Origin of the sequence: Desulfovibrio sp., from assembly GCF_047607245.1 — a bacterium.
GTDB lineage: Bacteria > Desulfobacterota > Desulfovibrionia > Desulfovibrionales > Desulfovibrionaceae > Desulfovibrio.
Window position 1 is genome coordinate 1 of sequence record NZ_JASGDK010000007.1, and the last position, 7,539, is coordinate 7,539.

Below are 7,539 nucleotides of genomic sequence, written 5' to 3' on the forward strand. Positions count from 1 at the left end.
AAGCTGACCGGCCTTGAGTTCACCCACCACCTTATCGACGACTTCCGTGATCCCGCCTACTACACCTGGCGGCAGAGCACGCAGTTCAAGTTTTAAAAAGCACTGGTTACTAATGGAGCCACCTCGTCGCCGGGGTGGCTCAGCAAAAGAGGCCGTTATGACTCCTGATCAGCAATTGATCGTTGATTTCATCAGCACAAAGAACAAGACCAAGTTTTACTTCAAGGACTTTCTGGAAATTTTTTCCGACAAAGGTCCTCGCGAAGTAAAGAAGATTCTTACCGCTATGGTACAGAGCGAAATAATGGAATTTTGGTCCTCGGGAAGTACGACCATGTACGGTCTGAAAGGAGCAGGAAAGCAAAGTCAGGCAGAGGGCGAGGGCTAGGAGCCGCTTCTTATCCCCCCCACCTGGCCATGCAATCTGCACTGCAGGCAGATGAATGCGGGCGAAGTTCCGGAACATGCCATTGCCACCGGAACTTCGCCTTTTCGCATTAATTTGTATCAGCAGGGTCCACAGGCCAGTCCGTTGAAATGGAATTGGGCCGAAGCCTGTAAAGATCAAAACTTTTAAGCCGGGAAATGAGCGTGGTCGGTTTCATACCCAGCAAGGACGCTGCACCGCGGTTGCCGTATATGAGCCAGTTTGTCCGCTCCAGCGCTGCCAGCATATTATCTTTTTCCAGCTGGCGCATTTGTTTTTCTGTAAGTATTTTGGGAATTTCGAAAGAAGATCGTGGGCTGTGAACTGATTTTTCCTGCTGCGGCGTTTCGCACAGCGCAAGGTAGGCCAGGGCTTGATCTGGCCGCCCTGTAATAACCATACGCTCCACAAAATTCTGCAATTCCCGAATATTTCCCGGCCAGTCGTACTGGCGCAGTTTGTTCATCTGCTCTTCCGGCACATCAAAAATGCTGCGCCCGTTTTTTTGGCAGAAAATACGAATAAAATGACGCACCAGAAGCGGAATGTCTTCTTCCCGCTCCTTGAGGCTGGGAACAGTGAGCGGAAAGACCTGCAGGCGGTAATAAAGGTCGTCGCGGAATGTTTGCTTCTGAATGGCCGCTTTGAGATCTTTGTTGGTTGCTGCAATAAGGCGGATGTCAGTATGGCGGTTTTTTTCTTCACCAACCCGTCTGAATTCGCCCTCCTGAAGCACGCGTAGCAGTTTGCCCTGAAGCTCCAGAGGAATTTCTGCAATTTCATCAAGAAAAAGGGTTCCGCCATCCGCAATCTGGAAGAATCCCATGCGGTCGTTGATGGCTCCGGTGAATGCCCCTTTTACATGACCAAAAAATTCGCTTTCAAATAAGTGGTGCGGTATGGCGGCGCAGTTGATCTTTATGAATGGATTATTCTTTCTCTGGCTGTGTTTGTGCAGCTCATGCGCCACCAGTTCTTTTCCCGTGCCGGATGCGCCCTGGATAAGTACGGTAGCTTCTGTTTTGCTGACCATAAAAATTTGTTCACGGATTTCTTTAATGGCCGCGCTTTCGCCAATAATGCCCGTGAACTGCCGCGCTTCGTAAAGTTCCTCGCGCAGATGAGCATTTTCTAATTCTTTTCGGAGTGTTATGGACTGGCTTATTTCAAAAAGCCGGGCGTTGGTGATGGCATACGCAATGTGATCGGCCACCATGCGCAACATTTCCATAGCGCCTTGCGCCAGGGTTGCACGCGAAAAAAGTGCAATAACCCCGATTGTTTCACCACGACACACCAGAGGTTGCCCGGCAAAGCTCACGATGCCTTCTGCTTTCATCCATGCCGGGTCGGCTATCCAGTCTTCGTTTCCTTCAATGTGCGAAACCTCAAGGGGGTTGTTGGTCAGGGCTATGGCCCCGACCTTTCTGTACCCCAAGGGGAAGCGGCAAAAGTGTGATTGCTCCGTCTGGGTCCAGAGCTGCCCGTCAACTCGGGATTGCCCATAGCTTGCCTTGAGGTGCAAGCAGCGCCCGCGGCTCGCGCAGATGGCCTTGTCCACGCAAGTAGGGCAGCTGTCGTCAGGCTCCACAAGCCATATGCGCACAAGGGCTGAGTCGCGCGCAGTTCCCAAGCTTTTGACTACCAGGGAAAGCACTTCCTCCACAGCCTGCTGCTGTGCGAGCTCCAGAATGAGCGCTTTGATGTCTCTGTTTCCAAGGATGATCATGACTGAAAAGGGGTGGCAAGAGTCCGGGGTTGGCTGTGGTGAAAAACACGGGCGCGTGCGTATTGGTCTCTTTTATATAACTGGCTTGATGCCGGACATCCAGTACCATTTTTGCTACGGCGGGCTTGCCTGTACCGGGGAATCTCAAGCAGGCGCGATCAGAAATCTATGGAGTCTGCGCCAGATTATTGTCGATTCGCCTCAAGGGCAACGCCATGCACTGAATATAGTTGCAGAGTCATAGTGTGGCAACGTGCTGTATTTCTTCAGGGCTTTAGAAATATTGATTTTGTCTGTCGGTTTTTGGCACGCATTACGGTTTAAGCTTGCTTGCTGCCCTGACATTGAGCTTGGCACACGCTGAACTATCTTCATCTCGTCAGATGGTTATATGGCGTTGCTGCTTCAACACAATTTATCTGCTTTGTTCTGATTTTTTATGCAGGGCAGCTGCCATTTAACAGTTTTATTTTCAGTATGCGCGGTGGGAATAGCATAGAAAAAAGAAAGACGGGTTACAGAGAAACTGCAACCCGTCTTCGTATTTGGTGGGCAGTACAGGACTTGAACCTGTGGCCCCCGCCTTGTAAGGGCGGTGCTCAACCAACTGAGCTAACTGCCCGAAATTCTCGGTCAAGAACGATACTCTTACTGCATTTTTATATCTTTGTCATCACGAAATTACGTCTAATCGCTGATTGATGGTACTTCAACCAGGTATTTTTCATGCACAAATTTATAGCGTATTTATGTATAGCGGGCGATATGCGGCAACAGGAACGCCAGTTTTTTTGCTGGCGCCACGGTTTCTGCTCATGCAAAATACCATCGGCTACAGGGGATTTGCAGTAATCAGCCTCAAATTTCTATATGGCAAAAGCAGGCATTTGGGGTGCAGCCTGCGGGGACGAGGTCGGTCACTGCGGCAAAAGCGCTTTTGCCAGCAGTTCCGCCATAAATTCTGTTTGAGTAAATTTTATCCCCCGGATGCGGTATGTCGCGCATCCGGGGGATCTTGATCTATTGGTTACGGTTTGAGCTGATTGACGTAGGTGGCAATATCCTTCATCTGCTCAGGGCTCAGCGATTTCAGCGTCTGCTGCATTTTTTGCAGCGGCCCAGAGGGCGAGCTCATATTTTTGACTTTTTCCATGCTGGCTAACAGCCCGTCCACAGGCTTGCCCATCATCTTGGCGGGTGTAGGAGTATGACAGGACATGCAATTGTTTGCGTACAGTTCCGCACCAGCTTTTTGTGCGTCATCCTGGGCCACTGCGGATTGTGCTCCTGCTACAAGCAGGAATGCAGCCAACGTGAGAACTCCGTGTCGCAGATATTTGGTCATGGTTTTCTCCTTGTTTATATGCGCCGCTTTGTTCAAACGGCGAAGCAGGGGCAAAAGCCGCCTGTGATTGCACCGTACCACAGAGTAAAAAGACATACAGCAGATTTGTATATGCCTAGAGCGTGGGTATGCTTTCAGGCATGAAAAAAGCCCCGGCGAAAGCCGGGGCCAAGAATCGGTATGTTTGCAGTAACGCCCGGCAAGAGGGCTGTTACTTGCCCATAGCGTTCATGAAGTCCTTGTTGGACTTGGTGCCGCGCATCTTGTCCAGCAGGAATTCCATACTGTCGATGGAAGACATCGGAGCCAGAATTTTGCGCAAAATCCAGACGCGGTTGAGCACATCTTCGGCCAGAAGCAGATCTTCCTTGCGAGTGCCGGTGCGATTGATGTCGATGGCGGGGAAGACGCGCTTCTCAGAAAGGTGACGGTCCAGGTAGATTTCCATATTGCCAGTGCCTTTGAATTCTTCAAAGATCACTTCGTCCATACGGGAACCGGTATCAATGAGGGCCGTGGCAATAATGGTCAGGCTGCCGCCTTCTTCAATATTGCGGGCTGCGCCAAAAAAGCGTTTGGGCCGTTGCAGGGCATTGGCATCCAGACCACCGGAAAGCACTCTGCCCGATGAAGGGGTCACAGCGTTGTAGGCGCGGCCCAGGCGGGTAATGGAGTCCAGCAGAATGACCACATCGCGTTTGCGTTCGACAAGCCGCTTGGCTTTTTCGAGCACCATTTCACAGACCTGCACATGGCGCTGCGGGGGCTCGTCGAAGGTGGAGCTGATGACCTCGGCCTTTTTGACCGTGCGCTCCATATCGGTAACTTCTTCGGGTCGCTCGTCAATGAGCAGCACGATAAGGTATACTTCGGGATTATTGGCGTTGATGGCGTTGGCCAGGGACTGCAGCAAGATTGTTTTGCCTGTGCGCGGCGGAGCTACGATGAGTCCGCGCTGCCCACGTCCGATGGGGGCCATAATGTCGATAACGCGATTGGAAAGATTTTTCTCGCCATTTTCCATGACGAGCTGATGATCGGGATAGATTGGGGTGAGATTGTCGAAAAGAACGAGATTTTTAGCGTGTTCCGGGGGTTCAAATCCAATTTCGGTTACTTTAAGCAGTGCGAAATAACGTTCACCCTCTTTGGGAGGACGGATTTGCCCCGAAACAATGTCGCCTTTGCGCAGAGAAAACCGCCGTATCTGCGAAGGGGATACATAGATATCGTCAGGCCCGGGCATGTAGCTGCACAGGGGAGAGCGCAGAAAGCCAAAACCGTCTGGCAGAATTTCCAGTACGCCGTCCCCGTAAATGGCCCCGTTTTGTGAGGCACAGGTGGAAAGCAGAGCAAAAATAAGCTCTTGTTTTCGCATGGAACTGGCATTTTCAATTTCATATTGCTCGGCCAGATCCATTAATTCCTGCATGCTGCGGGTTTTGAGATCTGTGAGACTCAAGGCGCTGTCGGTCAACAGTGTGGGAGTAGCTTTCTTTTTGCGCATAACTGTCCGATCTTTTGAAGAAGACAAACTTAAACTATACAGTATCAGTCAACACTGTATTGCAGATGAGCGGATGTAAGGAGACTAAATAGGTGTGCGAAATTGCGATTAGCTTATCTTTTGCAATATAGCAAGGGAAAAATGACGCTCACACCACAAAAAATGCGTCACGTGGTTGTTTGAACCAGAGACGGGTTCAGTTCAATAAAAGCTGGCCCATACAAACCGTGTTTGTATTGAAGTCGAAATGAAATAATCCAGCAGTTATTTGAGTATGTTGAAAAAATCTTATTCAGAACCCGAAAGGGCGTTCGTACAGCGGTGATCTATGCAGGCTGCTCTTTGCCGTCTTCAGGCTGCGGAGGAGGTGCGTACAGCTCAAGCAGTTCGTCCCGCAAGGTGTTTTCTTCAACCTGCAGCACTTCAGCCAGTTCACCTGTTACAAGGCCCATAGCCTGTTCCTGAAGGCGGCGTTCGCCAAAGGAAAGATCCTTGGTGCGGCTGATAAGCAGAAGTTCACGCAAAACTTCAGTAACCACGGCCAGCTCAGGGCTTTTGAGGCGTTCTGAATACTCGCGGAAGCGGCGATTCCAGTTTTGTCCTGTGTGAACAATTTTGCCAGAGTTGTTGCGTAGCCCTTCAAGTATGCGGCCTGCTTCATCCTGAGGAGTGAGAGTGCGCAGGCCAACGTGGGCGGCATTGTTAACAGGAACCATCAGCGTGACATTGTTGGCCTGAATGCGGACAATATAGAAATCGCATGCGATGCCGCCAATGGTCTGGCTGTCAATGCGTTCTATTTTGCCCACCCCCTGGGCCGGATATACCACGAGATCGTTCGGCGTGAACATGAATATCACCACACGCCCCAAAGGAGCGCCACTGTACGAGACCTGGAGCGAAATTAGCTGGAAGTCACGAATTTTTGTTTGAAAAAAAGATGAGTCGGAAACTTACTCTTCAATTATCCTAGTCCAAAAAAGGCGAAGAGTCCAGCCGAAAAAGCAAAAATGCACATGCCTTGAAATACATCAAAGCCTTCTTAATGGCTGGTTTCTTCACTATTCGCATTTAGGGCAATGGCCTGACCTGAACCGCCCCCGGCTCATGTCGGCTCATGCCTGCGTGCTCTGACCAGTAAGTAACTGGCCTAACTTTCGTCACTGGTGGCGTTGGGCGCGCCTTCCGTTGTATTCTTTTTACGTGGTTGCGCCGTCTTTCTGGCAACGCGCAGCGCGCTGTCCAACCCTTTGTCAGCAAAAGCGAACAGGGTATCCAGTGCCGCAGACATGCTTTGTTGCGTGCGTTTGGCGTCTTCACCCTGCGGTCGTCCCAGCACCCAGTTGGTCACGTCGCCCTTGTGGGGAGGCCGCCCGATGCCTATCCGCAGGCGATAGAAGTCCGGTGTGCCCAGAAGTTCTGTAATGGACTTGAGACCATTATGCCCGGCGTTGCCTCCGCCAAGCTTGAAGCGCAGCTCTCCTGCCGCGATGTCCAGCTCATCATGAGCAACCACAAGATCAGAAGGGCGCAATTTGTGCCAGGCCAGAAGGGGCTGCACGCTTTGCCCGCTGAGATTCATGTAGGTTTGCGGCTTGGCGGCCAGCCATACACCGTCGAGCTGATTCAGACGTATGCGCCACAACTCGCACGAAAATTTGTTGCCATTAAGCGATTCCGCCGAACCTTGGCGCTGGGCCATGTCCACAAGGGCATCCACCAGAGCAAAGCCGCAATTGTGTCTGGTGCCTTCGTAACGGGAACCAGGATTGCCCAAGCCCACCAGAACGCCATTATAGTCCATAGGGTGCGCCTCCCTGCGTGTGACGCGTCTTTTCCAGTTGTAGTGGCAACCCCAGGCCTGCACAGGCCGCAGCGGCATGACGCGCGATAAACCGGCACAGTTGGGGATTCATAGCAGCCAGATGGCCGCCGCCGGGCAGCCAGAAAAGTTTTTTTGCAGGAGCCTCTAACTGGTCAAACGTGGCCTTGGTGCTCTCGGGAGTGAACAGGGCGTCATTGATGGCGCTGAAAAAATAAAGAGGGCAGTGCAGTTCGTTGGCTACCCTTGCTGAAAACAGGCTGGACAGAAAGGCCAGAGGGTAGGTCAGACGAGAATATCTTCTGTTGTAAACGATGCGCCTTGCTCCGGATGTTATACGCCCTACGGACAAATAACTCAGCAGGGGCAGAGGAAGACGCGGCAGCCAGCGGGCAGCAGCGTTTATGCGCGCCGTTAGCTCGTGCCGTCTGTTTTTCCAGTGCCTGAAACGCGTCAGTTCTATGGCGTCATCGTTTTGCGGCAATATGCCAGTAATGGGAAATGCCGCCGTAAGCTCGCGTGAGGCAGCCGCATGCGCCAGGGTCAGAATGCCGCCCTGGCTGTGCCCGCAGACAGCGATGGCGTTGTGCCCTTTTTGCCGCAGCCATTGCTCCGCAACAAGACCATCCTGCAACAGATCGGCAAAAGTAAAGCCTGTCCAATGGTTGTTGCGCCCATGCCCGGTGAGATGCAGTGCAGCAACAGCAAA

At 51.8% G+C, this 7,539-nt stretch carries 8 protein-coding genes and 1 tRNA gene; 2 read left to right on the forward strand and 7 right to left on the reverse strand.

Features of this window, described 5'->3' with window-relative positions:
- Window positions 1-157 precede the first annotated feature (157 nt).
- Window positions 158-388 (forward strand): dissimilatory sulfite reductase D family protein, encoded by a 231-nt coding sequence (locus QM579_RS00540; RefSeq protein ID WP_414997290.1) that lies wholly within the window; start codon window positions 158-160, stop codon window positions 386-388.
- Between the two features lie 109 nt (window positions 389-497).
- On the opposite strand, the gene QM579_RS00545 is transcribed toward QM579_RS00540, so the two are convergent.
- Window positions 498-2,156 carry a sigma 54-interacting transcriptional regulator gene (locus tag QM579_RS00545; protein ID WP_414997291.1) on the reverse strand — a complete coding sequence of 553 codons (1,659 nt, stop codon included), beginning with the start codon at window positions 2,154-2,156 and terminating at the stop codon, window positions 498-500.
- Here QM579_RS00545 and QM579_RS00550 point away from each other — a divergent pair.
- Window positions 2,149-2,400, forward strand: a complete 252-nt coding sequence (locus QM579_RS00550; RefSeq protein ID WP_414997292.1) for a hypothetical protein — start codon at window positions 2,149-2,151, stop codon at window positions 2,398-2,400. The two genes, QM579_RS00545 and QM579_RS00550, sit on opposite strands and share 8 nt — an antisense overlap.
- 302 nt (window positions 2,401-2,702) lie before the next feature.
- On the opposite strand, the gene QM579_RS00555 is transcribed toward QM579_RS00550, so the two are convergent.
- The 6 genes from QM579_RS00555 to QM579_RS00580 all read right to left on the reverse strand — a co-directional run.
- A tRNA-Val gene (locus tag QM579_RS00555) sits at window positions 2,703-2,778 on the reverse strand.
- Between the two features lie 405 nt (window positions 2,779-3,183).
- A complete protein-coding gene (locus tag QM579_RS00560; protein ID WP_414997293.1) occupies window positions 3,184-3,501 on the reverse strand; it encodes a c-type cytochrome in 318 nt (105 codons plus the stop codon).
- A gap of 211 nt (window positions 3,502-3,712) precedes the next feature.
- A complete protein-coding gene (rho, locus tag QM579_RS00565) occupies window positions 3,713-5,008 on the reverse strand; it encodes a transcription termination factor Rho (RefSeq protein WP_414997294.1) in 1,296 nt (431 codons plus the stop codon).
- A 326-nt stretch (window positions 5,009-5,334) separates the two neighbouring features.
- Complete coding sequence (locus QM579_RS00570) at window positions 5,335-5,859, reverse strand: CarD family transcriptional regulator (protein WP_414997295.1); 525 nt, start codon at window positions 5,857-5,859, stop codon at window positions 5,335-5,337.
- A gap of 299 nt (window positions 5,860-6,158) precedes the next feature.
- Complete coding sequence (gene pth / locus QM579_RS00575) at window positions 6,159-6,812, reverse strand: aminoacyl-tRNA hydrolase (protein ID WP_414997296.1); 654 nt, start codon at window positions 6,810-6,812, stop codon at window positions 6,159-6,161.
- The coding region (locus QM579_RS00580) for an alpha/beta hydrolase (protein WP_414997297.1) at window positions 6,802-7,539 on the reverse strand (738 nt) is incomplete at its 5' end. The genes QM579_RS00580 and pth, both read right to left, overlap by 11 nt.

What these genes read in the sequence shown, in the direction of transcription:
- QM579_RS00570 (WP_414997295.1), bottom strand. Translation starts at nt 5,859, where the DNA reads ATGTTCACGCCGAACGATCTCGTGGTATATCCGGCCCAGGGGGTGGGC.
- rho (WP_414997294.1), bottom strand. Translation starts at nt 5,008, where the DNA reads ATGCGCAAAAAGAAAGCTACTCCCACACTGTTGACCGACAGCGCCTTG.
- pth (WP_414997296.1), bottom strand. Translation starts at nt 6,812, where the DNA reads ATGGACTATAATGGCGTTCTGGTGGGCTTGGGCAATCCTGGTTCCCGT.
- QM579_RS00560 (WP_414997293.1), bottom strand. Translation starts at nt 3,501, where the DNA reads ATGACCAAATATCTGCGACACGGAGTTCTCACGTTGGCTGCATTCCTG.
- QM579_RS00540 (WP_414997290.1), top strand. Translation starts at nt 158, where the DNA reads ATGACTCCTGATCAGCAATTGATCGTTGATTTCATCAGCACAAAGAAC.
- QM579_RS00545 (WP_414997291.1), bottom strand. Translation starts at nt 2,156, where the DNA reads ATGATCATCCTTGGAAACAGAGACATCAAAGCGCTCATTCTGGAGCTC.
- QM579_RS00550 (WP_414997292.1), top strand. Translation starts at nt 2,149, where the DNA reads ATGATCATGACTGAAAAGGGGTGGCAAGAGTCCGGGGTTGGCTGTGGT.